The sequence below is a fragment of the Haloarcula taiwanensis genome, assembly GCA_002844335.1.
GTDB classification, from domain to species: Archaea; Halobacteriota; Halobacteria; order Halobacteriales; family Haloarculaceae; genus Haloarcula; species Haloarcula taiwanensis.
On the sequence record CP019154.1, the window covers coordinates 693,416 to 715,141 of the forward strand.

22 protein-coding genes are annotated in these 21,726 nt (G+C 63.0%); 1 reads left to right on the forward strand and 21 read right to left on the reverse strand.

From position 1 onward, the window contains the following. Positions 1-355 precede the first annotated feature (355 nt). The 20 genes from BVU17_03625 to BVU17_03720 form a co-directional block, all read right to left on the reverse strand. Complete coding sequence (locus BVU17_03625; GenBank protein ID AUG46654.1) at positions 356-925, reverse strand: adenine phosphoribosyltransferase; 570 nt, start codon at positions 923-925, stop codon at positions 356-358. Positions 926-969: 44 nt separating this feature from the next. Beyond that, entirely contained in the window at positions 970-2,874 is a 1,905-nt protein-coding gene (locus BVU17_03630) for a hypothetical protein (GenBank protein AUG46655.1), read from the reverse strand. Then, positions 2,871-3,359, reverse strand: coding sequence for a hypothetical protein (locus BVU17_03635; protein AUG46656.1), 489 nt, complete (start codon positions 3,357-3,359; stop codon positions 2,871-2,873). The genes BVU17_03630 and BVU17_03635 overlap by 4 nt, the downstream gene beginning before the upstream one ends. A gap of 282 nt (positions 3,360-3,641) precedes the next feature. Continuing rightward, positions 3,642-4,112, reverse strand: coding sequence for a type IV pilin (locus BVU17_03640; protein ID AUG46657.1), 471 nt, complete (start codon positions 4,110-4,112; stop codon positions 3,642-3,644). Positions 4,113-4,374: 262 nt separating this feature from the next. Then, positions 4,375-4,953, reverse strand: coding sequence for a hypothetical protein (locus BVU17_03645; GenBank protein ID AUG46658.1), 579 nt, complete (start codon positions 4,951-4,953; stop codon positions 4,375-4,377). Between the two features lie 112 nt (positions 4,954-5,065). Beyond that, entirely contained in the window at positions 5,066-5,527 is a 462-nt protein-coding gene (locus tag BVU17_03650; GenBank protein AUG48828.1) for a type IV pilin, read from the reverse strand. A gap of 195 nt (positions 5,528-5,722) precedes the next feature. Further along, positions 5,723-7,507, reverse strand: coding sequence for a Na(+)/H(+) antiporter subunit D (locus tag BVU17_03655; GenBank protein AUG46659.1), 1,785 nt, complete (start codon positions 7,505-7,507; stop codon positions 5,723-5,725). Beyond that, positions 7,507-9,201 carry a cation:proton antiporter gene (locus BVU17_03660; protein AUG46660.1) on the reverse strand — a complete coding sequence of 565 codons (1,695 nt, stop codon included), beginning with the start codon at positions 9,199-9,201 and terminating at the stop codon, positions 7,507-7,509. The genes BVU17_03655 and BVU17_03660 overlap by 1 nt, the downstream gene beginning before the upstream one ends. Beyond that, positions 9,198-10,691 (reverse strand): cation:proton antiporter, encoded by a 1,494-nt coding sequence (locus tag BVU17_03665; GenBank protein AUG46661.1) that lies wholly within the window; start codon positions 10,689-10,691, stop codon positions 9,198-9,200. Before BVU17_03665 ends, BVU17_03660 begins: the two co-directional genes overlap by 4 nt. After that, positions 10,684-11,040 carry a cation:proton antiporter gene (locus BVU17_03670; protein AUG46662.1) on the reverse strand — a complete coding sequence of 119 codons (357 nt, stop codon included), beginning with the start codon at positions 11,038-11,040 and terminating at the stop codon, positions 10,684-10,686. Before BVU17_03670 ends, BVU17_03665 begins: the two co-directional genes overlap by 8 nt. Then, positions 11,040-11,513, reverse strand: a complete 474-nt coding sequence (locus tag BVU17_03675) for a cation:proton antiporter (GenBank protein AUG46663.1) — start codon at positions 11,511-11,513, stop codon at positions 11,040-11,042. The genes BVU17_03670 and BVU17_03675 overlap by 1 nt, the downstream gene beginning before the upstream one ends. Continuing rightward, a complete protein-coding gene (locus BVU17_03680; protein ID AUG46664.1) occupies positions 11,510-12,055 on the reverse strand; it encodes a cation:proton antiporter in 546 nt (181 codons plus the stop codon). The genes BVU17_03675 and BVU17_03680 overlap by 4 nt, the downstream gene beginning before the upstream one ends. Then, positions 12,052-12,372: a Na+/H+ antiporter subunit G gene (locus BVU17_03685; protein ID AUG46665.1), complete on the reverse strand. Its 321-nt coding sequence runs from the start codon at positions 12,370-12,372 to the stop codon at positions 12,052-12,054. The genes BVU17_03680 and BVU17_03685 overlap by 4 nt, the downstream gene beginning before the upstream one ends. Further along, positions 12,369-12,644 carry a cation:proton antiporter gene (locus BVU17_03690; GenBank protein ID AUG46666.1) on the reverse strand — a complete coding sequence of 92 codons (276 nt, stop codon included), beginning with the start codon at positions 12,642-12,644 and terminating at the stop codon, positions 12,369-12,371. Before BVU17_03690 ends, BVU17_03685 begins: the two co-directional genes overlap by 4 nt. Then, positions 12,637-13,701 carry a cation:proton antiporter gene (locus BVU17_03695; GenBank protein AUG48829.1) on the reverse strand — a complete coding sequence of 355 codons (1,065 nt, stop codon included), beginning with the start codon at positions 13,699-13,701 and terminating at the stop codon, positions 12,637-12,639. Before BVU17_03695 ends, BVU17_03690 begins: the two co-directional genes overlap by 8 nt. 128 nt (positions 13,702-13,829) lie before the next feature. Beyond that, complete coding sequence (locus BVU17_03700) at positions 13,830-14,996, reverse strand: DNA/pantothenate metabolism flavoprotein (GenBank protein ID AUG46667.1); 1,167 nt, start codon at positions 14,994-14,996, stop codon at positions 13,830-13,832. A gap of 50 nt (positions 14,997-15,046) precedes the next feature. Continuing rightward, positions 15,047-16,612, reverse strand: coding sequence for a hypothetical protein (locus BVU17_03705; protein ID AUG46668.1), 1,566 nt, complete (start codon positions 16,610-16,612; stop codon positions 15,047-15,049). Further along, positions 16,609-17,934, reverse strand: coding sequence for a hypothetical protein (locus tag BVU17_03710; GenBank protein ID AUG46669.1), 1,326 nt, complete (start codon positions 17,932-17,934; stop codon positions 16,609-16,611). The genes BVU17_03705 and BVU17_03710 overlap by 4 nt, the downstream gene beginning before the upstream one ends. Further along, positions 17,931-18,677, reverse strand: a complete 747-nt coding sequence (locus tag BVU17_03715) for a hypothetical protein (GenBank protein ID AUG46670.1) — start codon at positions 18,675-18,677, stop codon at positions 17,931-17,933. The genes BVU17_03710 and BVU17_03715 overlap by 4 nt, the downstream gene beginning before the upstream one ends. Continuing rightward, positions 18,677-19,789 carry a hypothetical protein gene (locus BVU17_03720; GenBank protein AUG46671.1) on the reverse strand — a complete coding sequence of 371 codons (1,113 nt, stop codon included), beginning with the start codon at positions 19,787-19,789 and terminating at the stop codon, positions 18,677-18,679. The genes BVU17_03715 and BVU17_03720 overlap by 1 nt, the downstream gene beginning before the upstream one ends. A gap of 101 nt (positions 19,790-19,890) precedes the next feature. Between BVU17_03720 and BVU17_03725 the strand changes: the two genes are divergently transcribed. Beyond that, positions 19,891-20,955, forward strand: a complete 1,065-nt coding sequence (locus tag BVU17_03725; protein ID AUG46672.1) for a protease — start codon at positions 19,891-19,893, stop codon at positions 20,953-20,955. Here BVU17_03725 and BVU17_03730 read toward each other — a convergent pair. Further along, positions 20,952-21,680: a thioredoxin reductase gene (locus BVU17_03730; protein AUG46673.1), complete on the reverse strand. Its 729-nt coding sequence runs from the start codon at positions 21,678-21,680 to the stop codon at positions 20,952-20,954. The genes BVU17_03725 and BVU17_03730 overlap by 4 nt on opposite strands. Positions 21,681-21,726 lie beyond the last annotated feature (46 nt).

Genomic DNA, 21,726 nt, shown 5'->3' on the forward strand with positions numbered 1-21,726 from the left:
CTCACTCCTCCAGCGAGGCGTTTCATCGCCGAGCGCCGCTGAGTTCGGCAATTATTGGCCAGTAGATTTGAACGAGAGAACGCCGAGCGGTAGCGAGGGGCTCGCGTTGTTCAAATCTACCCCCCGCTATATTCTGTCGCTCATAAATCCGTGAGCGACTGGAGTGGTCCAGTATGCCTGATGCGCCTCGCGAGCTGCTGGAGCGTGTGGCCTGAACGGGTTCAAGTCTTCTGTCATACGCTACGACGCTGTCGGCTGCTCTGAGTATCCCGCCGCCGTGTCTCACCGCTCTGGAGGGACGCTCCCACGGCTGTGAGTACTGGTGCGACCTACAGGAACCGTATCAACAGCCGTTCTAGTCGTCGCCGTGCTCGTCGACGATAGTGACCTCGCCGTCGATGACCTGGACGTTGATCAGCGTCTTGGCGTCGTAGCCCGCCTCGTCAAGCTTGTTCGTCCCGTCGGCCTTCTTGATGACACAGACGATGTCGCGGATGTCAGCGCCAATGTCTTCGAGCGCGCCCGTGAGCCCGGCTAGCGTCCCGCCGGTCGAGAGCACGTCGTCGAGCACGAGCACCTGGTCGCCCTCGTACACGTCGTTAACGTACATCTCGCTCTCGGAGTAGCCAGTTACCTGTGACAGTGATACTTCTCCATCAAGCCCGTACTGGCGCTTTCGGACGACGACGAGTGGGATATCGGTCATCAGCGAGACGGCTGTCGAAATATGGATACCCATCGCCGCCGGTGTGACGATCTTGTCGACGTCGTCGAGTTCTGCCTTCCGGATGATCTTGATGACGATTTCACGCAGAAGTTCCGGTCGAAGCATCGGGACCCCGTCGCTGATGGGGTGGACGAAGTAGTGATAGCCTTCCTTCTCGATGATTGGCGCTTCGAGTAGGGACTTCTTGAGTCGGTCCATGCTGGCGGTACTACAAGCCCGTACTAAAATTCTCCGTCACCGACTCAGTAGAGCGTCAGCAGCTCACCGAGTGCTCGCATCATCGGCAGGAGGTGTGCATCACCCAGTGCGTAGTACTCGACGGTGGTTAGGAGTAGAAACACAGCTGCTACACCCGTTGCAGCACCGAGAAGCGCTGCACCGACCTGCCCGGTTCGACCTTTGGAGCGACCGCACAGCGCCCAGATACTGAGTGGGACAGCAACGCCAAGCGCGAGCAGCGCGTGCAACTGGAACGCTTCGCCGATACCGTTCACCGTCAGCGCAACGAACACTACGGTCAGCTGCCCGCCGATAAACACTGTTCCTGCAACTGCCCAGAGGAACATGTGCCAGTGGTCTGCGAGAGTCTGGCGTACCGCTGGAAGCCGCACAAGCAGATACACGCCGAGTGGGTAGAGGGGGAACAGATACCGGGCAGTCACCTGCGCGTGCAGTGGCAAGCGGTTGTTGTACAGCAGGATAACGCCGACGAATGCCGCTATGGCAAACGCGTCCACGACGCGGTCGGCACTGAGTGTTCGGTCAGCTATCGACGATGGCAAACGCAATCGTCGGACGACCGGGAGTGTACCGGCGATGGCGACGAGAACCGGCGCGGATTCGAGCACTGAGAGGTTGACGGATTCCTCGCCGGTCTTATCAAGCGCACCGCCTGCACTTCCTGACCGGACGAAGGCGTGATACACGTCATCTGGTTGCTGCTGGAGCGCTTTGAATCCCGACGCGAGTTCACCGCCCAGCAACAGCAGTGGACGCATTCCGCTCTCGATGGGTCCAAGCAGCGGTGCCAGCGGTGTAAGCAATCCGCCAGAGCCACCACTGCCGCCGCTACCGCCGCCACCGCTTGCACTGCTCGCAGTACCGCCGCCCAGAGAGCCACCGCGGGCAATCAATCGCGGGGGCTTAACCGGAGAGCCCGAGATAACGACGTTAGTGATAACGAACGGCAGCAAGGAGAGGCCGAAAACGACGCCGATACGAGCGAGCGTTCGCGGACTGTTGTCCGGTGCTGTCGGGAGGTCGACCAGCGCCAGGGCGACACAGAGCAGGAGCGCTTCCGGCGCATGCACCCACGCATACAGTCCTACCAGCGCGTAGGCGAGCGCGCGGAAGGTCTGTTGCTTTGTGATGACTCCCCCATCTGTTGGCTTGCGGCTCCGATAGAGGCAGTACGCGATGCAGACGACCACTGTCCCGGTGACGGCGTGGCGCTTCGGCACGGATGCCCAGAACGCGAGCGGTGTCCCAGCCGTGAGCACCACGGTGCTCAGGAGCCCCAGCCGACGTGTTTGCATCCGGCTCAGGAGCCGATAGAGAACCACCGGCGTGAACGCCGCAATGAGGAGATGCGTGAGTTGCAGCGCGTACAGATGGATTCGACCGGCGTCGAGTGGCTGGGCCAGTATCACGTTCAGCCCGAACAGTCCCAGAACGGCGACAGTACCGCCGTAGAGAATCCAGTCGTCGTCGGTGTAGTAACTGCACTGGACCACCAGCGCCAACAGCGCGAGCGACCAGAGCGCGACCAACGCAATGCGGAGCTCGACGATGGTGGTGAGCAGGTCAAGCACGAACACGAGCGGTAGCGAGAGGACAATGACGCCGTAGTTTCGCGCGTGCCACTGGCCGCCGTAGTTATTTGCCCCCGGCGTGTTGAGTCCAGGGCCGTAGGCAGCTTCAGTCATCGCTAGCTGTCCGTTTGAGAGGCTGTACAGCCCATTCGCCAGCGTGTAGGAATCGTTTATCAGGAACGCCGTCCGCCACACCAGCCCGAACAGCACGACTGTCGCGAGAAACACGATCAGGCCGAGCCGGTCGCCAAACAGCACAGCGTACGCTGTCTCGCGAGTGTTTGAGAGGGCGGGCGTCCGCCGTCGAAGACGTCCGACAAACTCTGTTGCCGTCATTTGACCACCGATATCGTGACGTTGCGCGTCGCCACCACGCCGTGGCCCGCCCCGTCGCGCTTGCTCACGGCCACCGTGCCGTTGTACTGTTCGCGCTTGATCTCCCCGTCGGTGAACGTGTCCGACGCCAGCGTCAGGTCGTACGTGTCACCGGTCGAGTCGTCCAAGAAGTGATTCGTCGTCCGCGTGTACCCCAGTTCCTCGATTGTGAGTTCGTAGACGAGTGTCGGCTGTCCGGTTCGATTCGCGAACTGTATGCGGACCGGTGGCGCATCGAGGTAGTAGCTCGCCGCCCCGTAGGACCCTTTCTCAAGCGTTACTTTCTCAGGCATTTCGACTGCAGAAACCGTGACGTTGCCAGTTTCTAGTGCGACTGGCTCCGGCTCCGTTGCCAGTGTTACGCCGGGGACCAGCGGGCCGGAAAGCAGTGTAACGCCGAGTATAATGGCGATTACACTGGTGGTAATGGCCCGCATTTTTTCCATTGTTACCAGTCACTAGATATCTGGCAATAAAAGTGTCGTGGCGTCTTCTCGTGTCTGATTCTATATGGGCAACTCCGACGTTAGGAGATCACTCACAGCTGGTTATCCAATCACAGAGAGTGGCGCTCGGTGCTCAAGAAAAATGTAAGTGCTGCAATAAAGTGAAGAAAGCAACGAGTATATATCCCAGCGAGTGAGAGGTTTGGGTTCTGTAAAGCCAGAATTAAGATAGCGGTGACACCGCTCATTAACTAAAAATTAAAAACAAAATTGATGGATGGATTATGCGTCCGGACCGGTGTCCTGAGCGAGCGTTGCGGAAGTATCGCCTTCCGGAGGCTCGTAAATCACTCGAAGGTCGTAGTTACTGTCAACGTCTGCTTCTACGTTACTGCCTGCCGTGACGTCCGAGCCGGAACTGGTATATGATTCGTGGCTTGTCCAGTCTCCATTACTTGATGTACCACTGTTACTGCCAAACGTTCCACGAATGTACAGACTGCTTACTTCGATACTGTCTCCACCATCGTGGGTGACAGTAACAAGTCCATCAGCAGTCCCAGACTCAGCTTCTCCAGCTTCATATTCCCATGAGAAGCTAGCCTGCGGCGTGGCCTGCTGTGCCTGGTCACCGAGACCAAGCACAAAGGAGGCGATTACTGCGGCCAGAATGACCGTGATTGCGACCATCAGGATGACCCCGATGACCGGCGACACTGCGTCGTCGTCGTGGATGAGTTGTTTGATATCCATGGTTTGTTCGACGCACACCGCGAGCGTGACCCGAGTAGGAAACCCCTATAGTTTGAAGGATTTCCTTACTGGCTCGCGGGGTGTGCTGCTTCAACCACATGAGAGGGACCCACTTATACACACAGCACGTTTTAGCCGTTCAACGTTGCCTTGAAAGCCTTCAAGGGTGGCTGTACCGCCGAAATTTGATATAGCGCTGCATGAATAGTTCAGCGCTAACCAAGACAAACGAAACAATGAACACCGTGAAATAAACAGAAGTTTAGTTGTCGGACTCGGCTTCCTCTGCCACATACTCGGTCAGAGTCATCTCACGACCAGCGTAGGTGTGATAGCCTGCGGAGACGCTGAGCACAATCGCGATCAGCGTGGCCCAGACCAGCGGTGGAATGACCGTGAACGGGTAGACGCCGACCCAGAGAATCGTCACGATTGCTAGACTGACCGCGCCGAGCGAGAGATAGTACTCGCGCCAGGGGAACTCGCTTCCCGGCACGATTTCGAGATAGACAGTGAGCTCCTCCGTGTGTGCTGTCTTTGAGATCGTCCCGTTCTCGTCGTCATAGTCGATGATACCCGTCTCATGCATCCGCGGAAGATGAGACTGCTGTAACGTGGTGTAGACACGCTTCCGTTGGGCGCTCGTGACAGCCGTGTTCGGGCAGTCGTACTCCTGTGCCGCGACGTGTGACGCAAGGTCGCCGAGCTGTACTGGCCCGTCGTGTTCTCGTAGATACTGAAGCGTGTACCGACGCCGCTCATTCTGCAGTACGTCGAATATTTCGCCTTTTGAAAGATCGTCGTCCCCAGCGGAGTCCGACCGTTCTACCTGCTTGCTCATATTATTCTCTCCAGTCCCCACCACCCATCGCAGGGAATACAGCGAACATCAGGGTGTCCATCAATTATAAACTCACGGATTTCACTGCCGGAAAAAACGATATGTCGCGAGCTTATGCGTCAGGTCCGGATGCAGTGGCGAGTGTTGCGGAGTTGTCGCCGGTAGCCGACTCGTAGACGACGCTGAAGTCGTAGCTATCGCCAGAGACCATGACAGCGACTCTGTCACCTGCAACGACTTTGCTGTTACTGCTGGCGTTGGCACTCGGCCACTGCTGGTTATTGCTATCGATTTCATTAGTAGCAGCGCCGGATCCGAATCCGCTCCCTCTGAAGTAGAGGTTGCTTGCCTTGATCGAATCACCACCGTCGTGAGTTACCGTAACCTCGCCCTTATCTGAGTCGTAGTCCGTACTGAAGCTAGCCTGCGGTGCCGTGTTGCTGACCTGATCGCCCAGACCGAGGACGAATGTTGCGATAACGGCCGCGAGGATGACCGTAATTGCGACCATCAGGATGACCCCGATGACCGGCGACACAGCATCGTCGTCGTTGAAGAATCGTTTGAGTTCCATTGTCTTGTCCGCACGCATCAACAGGTTCCCCTGTTATGCCGTGCTTACCGAATCGTGGCTATGGAGCTATATAAGTCTGCACCTGTATTATCAGAAACTGTAATTACCCTGTCTGTTAACAGCTATTCTTTGGGTGTTTGAAACCAGATACGGCCGATCTAGTACGCAATTATCGCAGAAGATGTTTTTGAATCTTCATGAAAGGGCCAGCAGCGCTACCGTAACGAATACTGCAAGAATGAGGATGCTGAGTCCGATGCCGGCCCGCATCGGATGCACGAGACTATCGTCGTCACGGAGCCGCTGAATAACGTCGTCCGGGGAAGTCACTGTCTGCGTGACGATGCTCGTGGCCCGAACCACTACGCGGTCTACGGCGGCGTACAGTTCGGTCACTCCAACAACGAGACCACGAGACCCGTAGAAGATAGCCGGGTTGTACAGCGAATCGACGTCCGGGACCCGTCCGAGCTTCGAGAGGGGCTTCTTTGTCACCGCGAAGCCGATCAGCCCGAGGACAGCGAGCACGACTCCCTCGATGAGATGGGGAATAGTGTAGGTCTTGTAGACGTGGTCGACGACTGCTCCGCTCGTCACGTCGAACGGAAGGATGGTGAACAGTGCCGTGTCGTACACACCGTAGATGATACAGAGCGCGGCTACGGACACCATTGCGACGCTCTGCAGACGGTTCGCGTCCGGGACGCTGCTGTCGTACTCGCCGTGGAAGAACGCGTAGTAGCCGAACTTGATGAACGACATGAATGTGCCGACGCCGCCCAGCAGCAGCATCCACTCGAGCGTATAGAACTCACCCACCGGGAGCGGTCCTTTGCTGAAAGTATAGTGGCTCCCGGAGATGATAATCCCTTTGCTGACGAACCCGTTGAAGCCGGGGAAGCCAGCGATAGATAGCGCAGCGACGGAGAATGCACCTGCCGTGATTGGCATCTCTCGCCAGAGACCGCCGAGTTTCTTCAGGCTCTCCGTCCCGGTCCGGTAAATAACAACACCGGCGGTCATGAACAGCAGGCCCTTGTAGAGGATGTGGTTGAACACGTGGGCGAACGCGCCAGCCTGAGCCAGTGACGACCCGATCCCGACGCCGGCGACCATGTACCCGACCTGCGACTGGATGTGATACGAGAGGAGCCGCCGCATATCGTTCTGGAACAGTGCGAACAGCGCGCCGAAGATAGCCATCCCGCCGCCCATGTACGCGATGGCTTCGTGGCCGTTGGGGAACGCGCGGTACATCCCGTAGACGCCGGTCTTGGTTGTGAACACACAGAGGAAAACGCTAGCGGCGATGTGCGGGCGCGGATAGGTGTCTGGTAGCCACGCGTGCAGGCCAATGAAGCCGACGTTGACGCCGATACCGATGGCTGCGAGCGCGGCGGCCAGTCCGGACGTGATGCCGGCCGTTTCCGGACCGCCCGGCACTGACGCGAACAGGAACGTCTCCACCGCGACGTAGTGCCGGAGGATAGCGGCCATCAACAGCGTGCCGCCAAGTCCGTGTAGCAGGGCGTACCGGAAGCCGGCCCGGACCGCCCTGCCGCCGTAATGCCACACCAGCAGCGTACTGGTGATGGCCATCAGCTCCCAGAAGAAGATGAGTGTCAGCCAGTCGCCGGCGAAGACGGCTCCAAAGCTGGTCGCGACGTACGAGAGCGCGTACCCCGTCTGTGTCGTGTCCGCCTCGCTGGCGTAGGAGTAGAGTACAGCAACCGCGGCGATGAGCCCGAAGATGATCCCCATCAGCCGCGAGAACGGGTCGACGTTCAGCAGGACGGCTTCGAACCCGAGGAAGCTGTCTACATGGAGATGTGCACCTTCAGGGACCATGACCGCCCACGGCACCGCGAGCGCTGGTACGAGCGCACCGACCGCGTGACCGGCACGCCGCGGGAGTCGGGACACGACGATTGCCAGCGCCAGTAGGACGACGACTGGCGGAACCGCTGTAAGCATCGACATCAGGCCATCACCCCCGGAAGATTACCGACGATGGTGTCGACGATCCGCAGGAAGACAGCGGTGTACGGCACTGTCCCCAGCAGGAGCGACAGCGTGGCCGCAGTGAGAATTGGCCCGAGCATAAACCACGTACTCTCGCCGCCGCGCCAGCCACGGTCGTCCCAGCCCCCTGCGGGGGGGCCGCCGTGATGTTCGTGCTCCTCGTCGTGTTTCCCGAGGTGGTCAACGTGTTCCGGCTTCGGCACCTCGTCCTCGTCGGAGTGACCGCCGGTAGCGTCCGAGTCGTGGTCCTCACCGCCGTCGGCCCGAATCTCGTCTCGTCCGCCGAATGGTCCCTCGATGAGTGGCTTCTCGTCGTGGCTCTCCGGCGACTCGAAGTACGCCTGATAGACGATGGGCCAGAAGTACGCGATGTTGAGGACGCCCGAGACCAGCAACGCAGCGGCGAATACGAGCCCACCGCTTTCGAGACTCAGCGCACCGATGACGAGATACCACTTGCTGACGAAGCCAGCGACCAGCGGAATCCCGGCCATCCCGGCCGCGGCGACGGCGAAGGCGGCCATCGTCAGCGGCATCCGCTTCCCGATTCCGGCCATGTCGCTGATGTCGTCGGTGTGGGTCTCGACGTGAATCGCGCCAGCACAGAAGAACAGGGTGAGTTTCATGAACGCGTGGGCGGGGATGTGAAGCAGTCCACCGGTCAGCGCCTGTCCGTGGAGCAGCCCCAGTCCCAGCACGATATACGATAGCTGGCTGATCGTCGAGTACGCCAGCCGGCGCTTGAGGTTGTCCTGCCTGAGTGCGATGATACTCGCTGTCAGGAGAGTAAAGGCCGCAATCGCGGCGAGCGGGAGGCCGACGCCGAGTTGCTCCATCGTCCCGGTTCCGTACACGTCCAGCACCACGCGAGCGATGCCGAACACACCGCTCTTGACGACTGCGACGGCGTGGAGCAGACCCGACACCGGCGTCGGCGCGACCATCGCGTCCGGGAGCCAGGAGTGCATCGGCATCAGGGCAGCCTTGACGCCGAAGCCGGCCGCCAACAGGGCGAACGCCGCCCGTGCCAGCGTCGGGTCGGCTGTCGCGAGACCTTCGAGCCCGCCCGGCGTGAACGCGGTCGTCCCAGCGAGGACGAACACGAGGACAGTCCCACCGAGGACTGCGACCCCACCGCCGAAGGTATACGCGAGGTACTTCCGGCCGGCGGCGCGGGCCTCGTCGGTCTCGTCGTGGGTGACGAGCGGGTACGTCGACACCGTCAGTAGCTCGTAGCAGACGAACAGTGTCAGCAGGTTCGACGCGAACGCGACGCCGACCGCCGATGCGAGACTGGCGGCGAACGAGGCGAAATAGCGCGTCTGGGCGTGTTCGTCCAGCCCGCGCATGTAACCGATGCTGTAGAAGCTCGTGACGATCCACAGCAGGCTCGCAAGCAGGCCAAAGAGCAGCCCAAGCGGATCGACGGTGAACGCCAGTTCAATACCAGTGGCGAACTGTCCGATGACGAATTCGTACTCCGTTCCGCTCAGGACGCCGGGGACCATGCTCGCAATGATCGCGAACTTCGCAAACGCGACGGTCAGGGTCACCCCCTCTCGCAGATTCGGCCGTCGTTTGAGCGAGAGAATCACGGGGATAGCCACCGCCGAGACGAGGATTGCCAGGATTGGGCGTAGCGACTCAGTCATTGGTTTAGAAGGGGTGGAAGCGTTTCTTCGAGCACTCTCTGCAACTCCGGTACGGCTGCGGTCAGCGCGACTGCGAGTGCGGCCGCGACGACGACGACGGCGATCATCCCGAACGAGACCGCCTGTCCGCTCCCGTCTGTGACGGGTGCCTCGTCGGGTTCCGCGTGGATGGTCGGCTCGGCGAAGTAGAGCCGCTCGACGAGGCGGGCGAAGTACGCCAGCGTCAGGAGCGTACTCGCGAGCAAGACGGCCACGACGGGCCAGTTCTCGGCGTTGACCGCGCCGAGGACGATGTACCACTTGCCGACGAAACCGACTGCTGGCGGAACGCCGACCATCGCCAGCGAAAGCACGGCGAAGGCAAACGCCGAAACCGGGACGCGGCTCCCCATCCCGGCGTAGCCGTTCACCGTCGTCGCACCCGTCTTGCGCTCGATAATGCCCGTCGCAGCGAACAATCCACCCTTCATCACTGCGTGGCCGAGCAGGTGGACAGTCGCGCCGACGACGGCCAGCGGGGTGGCGATGGCGAACCCGGCGACGACGAGGCCGAACTGTGACACTGAGGAGTACGCCAGCATCCGCTGAACGCTGTCCTGCGAGACGGCGAGCGCGCTCCCCGCGATGATGCTCACGCAGGCCAGCCCGACCAGCGCCCAGCGAGCGACGGGCACAGCCGTCAGGAACTCAACAGTGAACACAGAGAACAGCAGGCGGGCGAGCGCGTACGCCGAGACCGTCGAGACGAGCGCGGAGATGAACGCACTCACCGTGTCCGGCGCGTTCGCGTAGGCGTCGGGCTGCCAGGTGTGCAAGGGGAACAGGGCGACTTTCACCGTCAGTCCGCCGACCATCAGCCCGAACCCGGTCAGGACGAGCGTCGAGTCGTACGCCGCCATCTCCCCGAGCTTCGCCGCAAGGTCGGCCATGTTGAGCGTGCCTGTCGCCGCGAGCAGGTAGCCGATGCCAAGCAGGTACAGTGAGGCCCCGACGGTCCCGATGATGAGGTATTTCAGCGCCGCGACGGCGGCACTGGCGTCCCGGCCGCTCGCCACGAGGCCGTACGCCGCAAGCCCCGTGATTTCGAGGAACACGTAGAGATTGAACACGTCGCCAGTGACCGTCATGCCCGTCAGGCCGGCGACCAGAAGCAGGTACAGGCCGTAGAAGGGACCCGAATGTGGGCCGGCCTGTCGAGCGTACGCGAGCACGCCCAGTGACACGACGGCCACGAGCACGGCGACGGCCCCTGAGAGGCCGTCGACGACGAGTTCGATACCGTACGGGGCGGCGAAACCACCGACCGCGTAGGACACAGTCCCGCTCGTGCTGACAGTCCACGCGAGCAGTCCGGCCAGGCCGGCCTGGACGACGAGCGTCAGCGTCGCGACTGGCCACCCTGCCCGCTCGCTGACAAGGCTAGCGACCAAAGGTATCGCGCCGCCGACGATGGGCAGGACCACCAGCAACACAGGGATTTGTTCAATCATAGTAGAGCTGTTTGAGTTTGTCTTCGTCCAGCGTGCCGTACTCGGCGTAGATGCGGATAATGAGCGCAAGCGCCACCGCGGTCAGGCTCACCCCGACGACGATAGCGGTCAGAATGAGCACGTGCGGGAGCGGGCTGACGTAGGGGCCACCACCATCCTTGATAATTGGCGGGTTCCCGCCGGCCCGGAACGCGAGCGTGATGAAAAACAGGAAAATGCCTGTCTGGAAGATATTCATCCCGATGATCTTCTTTACTAGGTTCCGAGACTCAATGAGCATATACAGGCCGATGCCAAGCAGCAGCATCACCGCGAAGTAGTTGTAATGTGAGTTCAGCAGTTCAAACATCAGCTCTCATCCTCCGGTGAATCGACGGCGTGGCCGAATCCCGCCGCGAGCAGGAAAAAGAGGCCGATGGCAACGCTGGCGACGATACCACCGATGGCCAGTTCGACAAGCTCGATGGCGTAGGCGACCACATGCGAGATGAACTGCTCGTACAGGTGATACTCGAGGAAGTTCCCGCCCAGAACTATCGTTCCCAGCCCGATGGCTGCGAACGTGAGCACACCACCGGACGCGAGCGCGGCAACGACGCGAACGTCGAGCCACTCTCGAGCCGCGTCAATACCGTAGGCGAAGGCGAGCATCATCACGACCGACCCGGCGATGACTCCGCCCTGGAAGCCGCCGCCGGGGGAGTTCGCCCCGTGGAACATCACGAACAGAGCGAAGGTGAGTACGAACGGCGCGACGACCCGCACCGTCGTCATGATGATGGTACTCTCGACGTAAAGCCCGGTACGCTCGTCGCTACTCATGCGAACACCTCCTGTCTGAGGACGGTCAGCGCCGCGACGCCGGCCGAAAAGACCACCACGGCCTCGCCCAGCGTGTCGAACCCACGGTAGGCCGCGAGCACTGCCGTCACACCGTTTTTCACTTCCGTGTCTTCGTAGGCGTTTTCGAGGTAGTACTGCGTTACGTCGCCGCTGACAACGGGGTTCGCAGCGCCATCCGCACCGACGGCAGGCAGCGACGGCACGGTCGCAACCATGACGATGACGAACGCGCCGACCAGCACGACGGTTCGAACGCTGATCGACTCGAACAGGCCGTTCTCCTGTGGCCGCACGGTGTTTGCCAGCGCCAGGATGAACAGTATCGTCATGATTCCGGCCCCGACAGCCGCTTCGGTCAGCCCCACGTCGGGGGCCTCAAGCATCACCCAGATAATGGAAATGCCGAGGCTGTAGGCAGCAAACGCCATCAGTGACGCCAGCACGTCACGGAGTACGGCCGCACCGATAGCACAGCCCAGCACGAACACCAGCAACAAGCCCTCGATGAGAGAGAGTGTCATGACTTCCCCTCCTCATCGCTGGTGGTCCACGGCTCGATACCCTGGTCCTGTGCCGCCCGGGCGATAGCGTGGGCGGCGGTGGGGTTCGTCAGAAACATAAACACCAGCAGGAAGACGGCCTTGATAGTCGCGAGGTCGGTCTGAATCGCGAGCGCGGCGGCAGCAATACTGAGGACGGCTCCCAGCGTGTCGCTTTTCGATGCCGCGTGAGCGCGCGTGTACACGTCAGGCAGCCGCACGATTCCGATTGAGGCGACGCCGCCGAAGAACGCCCCGACAAGCGCGAGCGCGACAATCGCCCACTCTGTCGGCGTCATAGCACACCTCCGTGCTCGACGTTGAACTTCGAGAACGCTATCGAGAGCAGGAAGTTCAGCAAGGCGTACACGAGCGCGATATCGAGGAACAGCGGCTTATCGAGCGCGCCGGAGACGAGCGCAATTGCGATGACGGTGTTCGTCCCCATCACGTTGACCGCGATAACTCTGTCGTGGTCTGTCGGCCCTGCGAACACACGGTACAGCGCCACGATAGCGAACAGGACGAACGCGCCGGCGATAGCCAACAGTGCCGCTTCGAACTCAATCATCGTCGGCCACCTCCGGGTCGCCGATATCGCCCTCGACCGCGCCGTCGTCCCCCTGTCCTCGCTCGCGTGGCGAGGGAATCGCTGCTGCCTCCCGGCCGTAGAAAACGAACCGGACGGCTCGTTCGAGGCCGCCGTCGAACAGGTCCTCTCGGGCACTGCCGGTGAGCGAATGGATATCGAACGCCTGCTCAGAGACGCTGACGGTGAGTGTCCCGGGCGTCAGCGTGATGCTGTTTGCAAGCGTCGTCACTGGTCCGTCTCCCCAGATGGCGGCCTCCAGTTCGACCATCTTCGGGTCGATAGGCAGTGACGGGTGCAAGACGACGTAGGCGATTTCGAGGTTGGCGACGGCGATTTCCTTGAGCAGGTACGGAACGTAAATCGCCAGCCGTGCGAGCTGTCTCGGAACCCGTGTCAGCGACGGCTGGCGGCTGAACGCGATCGGTGCAAGCAACGCAGTGACAATCGTCGCCGTTATCGCGCCAGTGAGGAAATCCAGCGGTTTGTACGAACTCAACAGCATGTAAAACAGATACGAGGTTCCGAAAATGGTGAGATACTTTGGGAGCGTCGCGGCGCGAGCAAGCGCGGTCGACCGCGCTGGCCGCTCGACGGGCGCGGTCTCGACCTCGATATCGCCCCGGACGAGTTCGACTTCGAGCGGCCGAAGCATCGGCGTCGTGCCGCCCGGGTTGAACTCCGGATCGAGGACGACCCGTTCGATGCTGTGTTCGTCGGCGTAGGTCAGAATTGCGTCGGCGTAATCACCGGGGCTGAACAGGTAGCGGTCGGCACCGATGACGCCCAGTTCAACGTCGAGATTCGACGGCGGGACAGCACCTAGGTCTTCGTCGAGCCAGACCTCGATTCGGTCGAGCAGGTCCTTTGCCTGGCCAAGTTCCGTCTGGGCGTCAGGGTCAACAGCGCGCGTGCTTGCGACGGCGACGAGGTGCAGCGATATCTGTTGTTGTCCCTCTTTGGCCGCCGATTCGGCCTGTTCAACGGCGTAGGCGACGGTGTTACGGACCGTCACCGAATCAGCTACTGGCACGAGCAGGCGACGGGGTGGTGGTACAGTCACAGTCTCTGTTTAGAAACTCCGAATAGGCGGTTCGTCGGGCAGTACTGTCGTTATCGGACCGGAGCAACGGAACACGCAAAACTATTTCGTAATCGGTTACGCTCTCAGTCACGACTGGACAGATGGTCACCGAGTTCGTCGGCGACACGGGCACCCAGCCCCTGCTTTTCCCCGATGTACTCCGTGGCCGAGTCTCCGTCGACAAGTATGGCACGCGTCTCGTCGCCACCCATCACGCTCGCGTCGTTAGCGACCACGAAGGTCAGCCCGGTCCGCTCCCGTATCTCGCGGGCGCGCTCGATTAGCGTCCCGTCGTCGCCCTCTGTCTCGACTTTGAACCCGACGATAGGGAGGTCGGGGTGATCCGAGCGAACGGTGTCGATGAGTTTCGGCGTCGGCTGCAGCGTCAGCGTCAGCTCCGCCTGCCCGCTCTTGATTTTCTCGGGGGCCTCCTCGACGGTGTAATCCGAGATGGCGGCCGCGGAGACCAGCGCGTCGGCCGCGTCGGCGACCCGCCGGGTAGCCGCCGTCATCTCCGCGGCCGACTCGACCTGCTCGACGGTCGCGTAGGGAACGTCCGGCCCGTCGTGGACGAGCGTCACGTCGGCCCCGCGGGCGTAGCAGGCCCGCGCGACGGCCCGCCCGGTCCGCCCCGAGGACCGGTTCGAGAGCGTCCGCACCGGGTCGACTGACTCTGTGGTCGCACCCGCAGTCACGACGACGTGCTTGCCTGCAAGTGGTCGGTCGCCCGCTGCCCGGGCGGTCGCCGTGACGATGGCCCCCTCGGTCGCGATTTTGGCCTTCCCCTCCTCGATTCGCGGGTCAACGAACTCGACGCCCCAGGACTCGACGCGGTCGATTGCCTCCAGTACGCCGGGGTGGTCGTACATCGGCTCGTGCATTGCCGGTGCGACGACGACCGGCACGCCCGCGCCGAGAGCGGTCGTCACACACGTCGTCACGGGCGTGTCGTCGATTGCCGCGGCGACCTTGCCGACAGTGTTTGCCGTTGCAGGCGCGAGCAAGAATACATCGCCCCAGCCCGAGCGCCCGCAGAGGTCGACGTGTTCGACGTCGCCCGTGATTTCGGTAATCACCTGATTGTCCGTCGCGAACGACAGCGCCCACGGATGGATGATACCCGTCGCGCTGTCGGTCATCACCGCCCGGACGGACGCCCCCTGTCGTCGGAGTTCGTGTGCGAGTTCAACCGTCTTGACGGCCGCGATAGACCCCGACACCCCCAGAACGACGTTGACTCCGGTCAGCATACCTGCCGGTTCGCGGTGCGTGGGTAAAAGCCCCTGTCTCTCCGGCGGCACTAGTCGCTGTCGCCCGCGATCTGCTCACTCCGATTGCCGCTCTCGTCACTGCTGATACGTGGCCTCCCGTCGTGCGCGTTCAGTGCGAGGCTGAACGCGGCTATCGCCAGCAGAACCAGCCCGAGTGCGACTACCGAACTGAACGAGAGTCCGGTCGACGGAGTCGGAACCGCGACCGGGATGAGTACGTATCGAACGACCAGCACAAGGAGAACGGCCCCGGCGAGGATCGCCGCAGTTCCGGTGACGTGGACGAACTGGCTGTCGGTCGTGTCGGCGTCCCGGCCCAGTTGTTTCCCGATACTGCTTGCGTGCGCGCCGGTGTCCCAGACCAGTAGCGCCGCCGCGCTCCCGACGAGGACGAGTATCGGTGCGAGTCCGCGCTCAGCCCCGAACAACGTCACGATGAACAGGAGCGCGCTTCCAGCTGCGAACCCTGCCGTCTGCCGGGATAGCAACTCTGAATCGACCAGCTCAGCCAGTAGTGTGACGAGTCCACGGAGGACGACGACCGAAATCAAGACGCCGAGGAGCAACACAGTAGCCGAGCCGTAGTGGCCGCCCCCGGCATACGTGGGCGCTATTCGCCGGGTCACGCCAGCGGCTGTAAGGATCAGCGCGCCCAGCAACAGCACCACAGGGAGCACGATACTACCGGTCTGCCGCGCCAGCAACCGTCCGGGGTTGTCCCCCAGCCACTGTAGCAGCCATTGCCGGAGCCGTTCGACGACGAGAATACACAGTACGGCCGGGAGCCCGACTGCAAGGGGGAGATGGAGCAGGCCACTGAAGGCGACCCGCAGAGCCGGCCCGAGCACCGGGAGACTGTGGAGAAAACGGTCGAACAGTCCCTGTGCTGTCGGTATAAACGCCACGAGCAACTGCAGGCCAACGGCGGCTTTGAGCGAGATGTCGATATCCCACCAGCTTCGTCCCAGCAGGTCCAGCCGCCCAAGCGCTCGGTCTGTCGTCGCCGCGGGTGCCGGAATCCACGACTCCAGCGTCTCCGTCGCCCGGTCCAGCAACAACAGGGCGGTCAGGATCCCGGCCTGTAGCGTCACGAAGCCCACGAGCGGATGGAGAGAGAAGCCGGTGACGACATGTACGAGCACCCGGGGCAGCCTGACGGCAGCCGCGACGGCACAGACGATTGTGATGAGGATGCCGGCCACCAGCATCACGAAACTCTCGTCGAGCATTGTCGAGAGTTCGTCCGATGCCTCAGCCGGCGGCACTAACCCGCTACTCGCGTCGATAACGACGAGCGTGGCGGCCAGCGGGAACCCGAGCGCCGCAACGAGTGACCGGTAGTCAGCCGCCAGCAGCGCGGTCCCACAGAACACGCCCGCACCGATGACGATGGCGACGCTGCCGCAGGCGATACGCTTGTGGGCCTCGCTGCGGAGCGCCCAGACTCCGGCCGCGATGCAGAGTCCGCCGACGAAGCTGGCCAGCACTGGTATCGCGTCCGCGACAGCGAGGCCGAGGACGAGCGAAACGAGCACCGCGACTGTCCCGGCCAGCGCCGCGCTCGATGCCGCCGGTCGACTGTCGAGTTCCGTCATGCCCACCGCTCCGTCGCGCGAATGAGGGCTTTAGCGAGCGGTTCCGTGGGCGTCCAGTCGACGACCCGGACTGAGCCTCGAAGAGCGTCGAGGCGGGCTGTTCGGTCGATTTGCTCGACGGTACTTCCCGGACTGTCGCCGGTCGTTATATCGGGACTGACGACCGTAACCGCGTGTCCGTACGCGGCGAGTCGTTTCGCCGAATCGGCCGCCCGGTCGTCGAGCAGGGGTGTACAGAATACGATCTGTGATTCGCTCGGTATCGAGCGGTCGAGCGTCGCCACCGCGTCCCCGCCGTCAGTGATACCGTACCGGTCTGCTGTCTCGGTCGGCGACTGCATTCGCCGAGTGCGGGTGTCGGTGTCGAGCAGCCACGACTTACGGGTCCCCGTCGGCCTGTCGGCCGACCCGTCCACAACCGCTTCCAGAAACGCCTCTAATCGCTGCTCCTGTGCCCGATTAGCCGATGGCTGCAGCGTCTCGCAACTGTCGTAGACGGCGGCCCCGACGCGGTTGTCCGTCGCCAGAAGCGCCGCGCCGACCTGCTGGGCCGCGTAGACGCAGAACTGGACGGCCGTGGGCGCGCCTGCGTTGCCTGCAACGGGATGTCTCGAATCTACCAGCGTGACAACGGTGGCCGCTCGTGTCTCCTTGAACTCGACTGTCGCCAGTTCATTCGTCTTCGCGAAGCGGTTCCAGTCGACGCGGCTCATCGGGTCCGAGGACTGATGCTCGCGGATCGCGTAGAACGCGAGCCCATTCCCGCCGGCGTCCGTCGGCACACGCCCCGACTGTGAAAGGGTCTGGCCCGAAAGCGAAACGGTGTCCACACTGGCACTGCACGAGAGCGTCGTCTCGGCGGTGACCTGCTCGGCGAATTCGACGGTCCCGGTCAGGTTCCGGCAGGCGATTGCCACGTCGGTGAACGCGTGGTCGCCACGCCGGGCTTCGACGGTGTAGGTGACCGAATCCGACGCACCGGCTTCGAGGTGGGTCCCGAACCGCGGTGAGCCGTCGATGACCTCGAGCCGCTCCGGGACGCCGTCGAGGACGCGAACGTCGGGCAGGGTCGCGCCCCCGTCGTTCGTGAGCGTCAGCGTCACTGTCACCTCTGTGCCGGGGAGCGGGTCGGTCGGCTCGATGCGCCGCTCGACTGTGAGCGTCGGTTCGGGGTCGCCGATAGCCGTCTGATAGGCCGCATACACCAGCGCCACTGCCGCGACCATGAAAACCGCCGGGTTCCCGGTGACGATGCCGGCTCCGCCGGCAACCAGCGCGGCCGAGACGCCGACGTTGCGCTGTGTAGTCTCGCGCGTGCTCACGACTGCTCACCCCGCTGGAGCCGTCGTATCTCTGTTACCGCCGCCTCGACCTTTCGGTCGAACCCCGCACCGCTGGCCCAGTCCCGTAGCTGCATCTCGATAGGTGGGTCAGGTGCGTCCGGGCCGCCGAGGAAGGCTATTGCCCGGCGGTCGTCCGTCCACGACCCAGCCCGAACCTCTCGGGCTGCTGCCTCTGTCGACAGCTCCGCCGTTTCGACCAGCACCTGTCGCGCGGCCTCGCGGAGTCTGTTCCTGATTTCCGACGCGTGACTCGCTTCGAGGCCGTTGTAGGGGTCAACACGCCCGTCGATTTTTTCGAGCAATTCGTCGATGTCGTCGCCGACCAGCGCGCCGGAGTCTGCCTGTGTCGCTTTCGGTTCCAGTAGCTCATCGAGCAGCTCTGTCGACTCGTCGCCCGAACCGTCGTGATACGGCTCACGCGGTTGTTTCCCTCGTACCGGCGGCAGCGTCGAGTCCTGTGTCCGAACAACGGTGTACAGGCCAAAAAGTCCGATGGCGGCGGCGCTGACGCTTGCGACGAGCTGTAGTTGCCTGGCCGACCCGCTCCCGACGTTCGGAAGTACTGATGGGAAGGTGACGACGAACACAGCGCCGGCAAGTGCAGCGAGTCCCAGCAGGGTGTATCGGACGAACCTGGACCCCGGTGTCGGGCGGTTGACGCTGACATCGATGGTCGCCCGGGCGGTTCCCGCTTGCTCGTTCCGCGATTCCGCGCCATTCATCAGTTGTCACCTCGGTTGAAGAGGTCTCTGAGGGCGTTCTGAGCCGATTCTGTTCGCTCTCCGGTCGCCGACCGCCCGCCGTATTCGACTTCCCGGAAGAGGGTCGTTAGCTGGCGGACGGGAGCTTCCGGAAGCCCGCTGTCGATAGCCCGGCGAGCGTACTCCCCTGGCGTCGCCGTCTCGGGGTCCGGGACTGACACACGGTCAGCCAGCAGCGCCCATGCCTCCCGCACCGACAGTGAATCGATGTCCGGCCCCTCGTCCGCCTCTGCCGTCGATTCGGCGGCCGCTGTCCGCCCGGACGCTGTATCCGACGACCCAAACAGCGACGGGCTGTCGACGCCACTCCGAACTGAGGCAAGGAAGCCGCTGGACCCACCGAAGCCGCTCAGCGCTCTGAACGGCGCAACTGAGAGCGACCCGAGCGCGCTCGGCAGACCGGCGACGCCCCGCAGTGACATCGTGCCGACCGACCCGAACCCCGTCGCCAGTCCGGACAGGATACCGCCGGAGACGGCAGCGAGACCGGCCCCGACTCGTGCGAGCGCCGACGATCCCGAGAGTAGCGCGGCGGTCGTCACCTTCGGAATCCGGGCGAGAGTCCGCCCCACCGCGCCGTCCGAAACTGCTGAGACCACTGTCCCGAACAGCGAATCCAGAATCGGATGCAGGTGGAGTCCAGCCGCTGTCGACCCGTCACCCTCGGCGTCCGATGCGGCACGAATAACACTGACTGCGACGACGCCGAACCCGCCGATAAGCGCCAGCCCGAGCAGTTTCACCAGCACTGGAGACCCGCTGTCTTCGCCTTCCCCGGCTCCCGGCGTCTCTGTCGCCGTCTCCGTCGGTGTTGGCGTCGCTGTCGCCGATGGAGTATCGCTCGTCGCTCCCGGCGGCGTCTCTGTCCCATCACTGGTCGCTACCGGTGTCGGCCCGCCGTCGACTTCGCCGGGGGCTGTTCCGTCGGGCGTGACCGGCTCGCTCGCTCGACTGTCGAGGGGGCCGCTCGACTCGAATTCGACGCCGAGCGCGCCGGGAAACAGCGCTGTGCCGAACAGGACAGCGACCGCACAGAGGAGGGCGAGGGCGGCACGTACCAGCTTTGTTGACACTACGGCCCCGTTCCCGGCGGCAGAGTAAATACTTTCCCTCACTGATAGACTGTCTGAGCAGAAAACCTTTCATCCGCTGTGGGTATAGCAGAACTACCACTATGCGGACACTGACCCGCCGGATGCTGTGGACCCTCCTGCTCCTCCTTGCCGTCGACATCGCTGTGGTCGCTACCGCGGCGGTGCTTCTGACACCCTGGCTTGCGCCGGTTCGGGACGCTGTTGCCACCTCCCTCCCGTTCGGTGGGGCGTCGGCACGCATCGCCTGGTGGGTGGCTGTTCTCGTCCCCGCACTCGTGGCGTTTGTCTGGGCTCAGCTTCGATACACCAGTGCCCAGACGATGGCTGAAGTCGACGCTCGAATCGTCGGCCCCGAGGAGTACCCCGCCCTCCACGAGCGAGTACAGCGGCTCGCGCAACTGGCCGACCTCACGCCGCCACGGATTGCCGTCACAGACGCCGAGGTACCGAACAGTTTCGCCATCGGAACGCTCGGTGGCGCGACGGTGGTCGTCAGCGAGGGACTGCTGTCGGTTCTTGACGGCGACGAACTCGACGCCGTGCTGGCCCACGAACTCATGCACGTCGCCAACCGCGACGCGACTGTCATGACGCTGGCCAGCTTCCTCCCGTCGCTGACAAACGGCGAGTACGACCCGCTTGCGGACCTGCTCCCGGGCGAGAGTCGTTACGCGCCCGGATTGGTCGCGCTCGGTCTCGCATATGTGTGCAGCGCCCGGGTGCTTGAGGCCCCGTTCGGAAGCCTCTCGTTCACGCTCGGGTTCCTGTTCCTGTTCGCGGTGACAGTCCTGTTCGGCGGCGTCGCGCTGGGCGTGTTCACCGCTCCCGTCGTTGTTCTGGGGCGGTCGCTGTCGCGCGCTCGGGAGTTCGCCGCCGACCGGAGCGCGGCACAGTTGACCGGCGACCCCGCCGCGCTCGTCGGGGCGTTAGAGACGCTCGACGGAGATGACGACCGCCCGAGGACCGACAAGCGCTCGGCGCACGCGGGCGTCCGCGGCCTGTGTTTCCTCCCGTACGGGTTCGATTCCGACGGGCCGACGGACTCGCTGGCCATCGAAACACGGTCCCACCCACCGACAGCCGAGCGGATCGAGCGACTGCAGGCGGTCGCACGCTCGCTCGAACAGGGTCAGTCTGACTCCTAATCGACGCTCGGGTGCATCGTCGGCTCGCCCGGCATCGGCTCCTCGAAGTACCGCCGCATGACCTCCAGTGACTCCTGTTCACGTTGCTTGCGCTCTGTCTCGTCGATTTCTTCACAGCCCGGCGGAACCGGTCGGTCGCGGCCGGTGAAATACCCCTCCGGGGCGGTCCAGTCGTGATAAAAGTCGACGTCGGAGTCCTCTATCAGTGTAAGCCCGACTTGTGCGCCGTGGCCCGCGGCGACGATGGTCTGGTGATGCTGCTCGGCCAGCCGGCCGGCCGCGTACAGCCCCTCGATATCGGTCCGGCCCTGCTCGTCGGTCGAGATGAACTGCTTCGACCCCCGGTCGACAAGCGAGATGTCCAGCCCGTTCAGATACGACGGGTCCGACCAGGACGCAGCGATGAGGTATGTCGCGTTATATGAGTCGCCACCGGCACAGGTCACGTCGAACCCTCCCGCAGTCTCCGCCACCTGCTCGGCTTCGCCGTCGATGAACCAGACGCCGGCGCGCCGCGCCTGTGCCCGAATGAGTTCGAGCAGGAGCCGGGGGTTGATTCCCGCCGGAAATCCGGGGTAGTTCTCCAGATGTGCGTTGCGGTTCAGTATCGACTCGCCGGTCGAGATGATCCGGGTCGACAGGCCGGCGCGAGCGGTGTAGATCGCCGCCGACAGCCCGGCGACGCCCCCGCCCACGATGATGACTTCTTCGCGGTCGGTTGGCATAGACAGATGTTTCCAGTGGGGGCAAAGAAACGTGCCGGTTTGAGAC